The sequence below is a fragment of the Vibrio sp. 1562 genome, assembly GCF_033340155.1.
GTDB classification, from domain to species: domain Bacteria; phylum Pseudomonadota; class Gammaproteobacteria; order Enterobacterales; family Vibrionaceae; genus Vibrio; species Vibrio alginolyticus.
The window spans coordinates 1-508 of record NZ_JAWOVY010000819.1 but is presented as its reverse complement, the minus strand read 5'-3'; the positions used below and the strand labels follow the sequence as shown (position 1 = coordinate 508).

Genomic DNA, 508 nt, shown 5'->3' with positions numbered 1-508 from the left:
GCGTGATTTCGCGGGCTTGGGAATCTCTTATTCGTTATCTACTTAATATCTATGTAGTTGTCTGCTTGGTGCCAATTTAAAGCTCGGTAATCGCTTTGCCTTTGCGTAATTTGCGTACCCACATACGGCTTGGGTGAAGTTCTGTCAGCACATCGACAGGGAGTGGCAGCGGGTCCCCACAGATTTGCGAGGCCAACACTTCTGCCAACAGAGGCGCAGAGCTTAGACCTCGAGAGCCTAAACCTAAGAAGCAGAAAAGGTTAGGGAATTGGTGAATCGCTTCAACCTCTTCTTCTGGTTTATTTTGCAAATCGGCAGATTGCGTTTTGATTGTTTCGAGATCACCCCCGTTCCCAACAAACGGCAGATGGTCTCGACTCACGCAACGAATACCTTGGCGTGATAAATTGCCCGATGTATCCACTTCTTTGGTCCATTCCTGATTTGGAATGCATTTGACCAACTTTTCTACGTTTTCTCGTTGTGCGTTTTCATCAAACTCATAGTC

The 508-nt window shown here is 46.7% G+C and carries 1 protein-coding gene; it reads right to left on the bottom strand.

Going from position 1 to position 508, the window contains the following annotated elements; all coding sequences use genetic code 11:
• Window positions 1-76: 76 nt before the first annotated feature.
• Window positions 77-508, bottom strand: a 432-nt coding sequence (locus R7Z49_RS27850; RefSeq protein ID WP_318112892.1) for an FAD-dependent oxidoreductase, incomplete at its 5' end; no start/stop codon positions are given.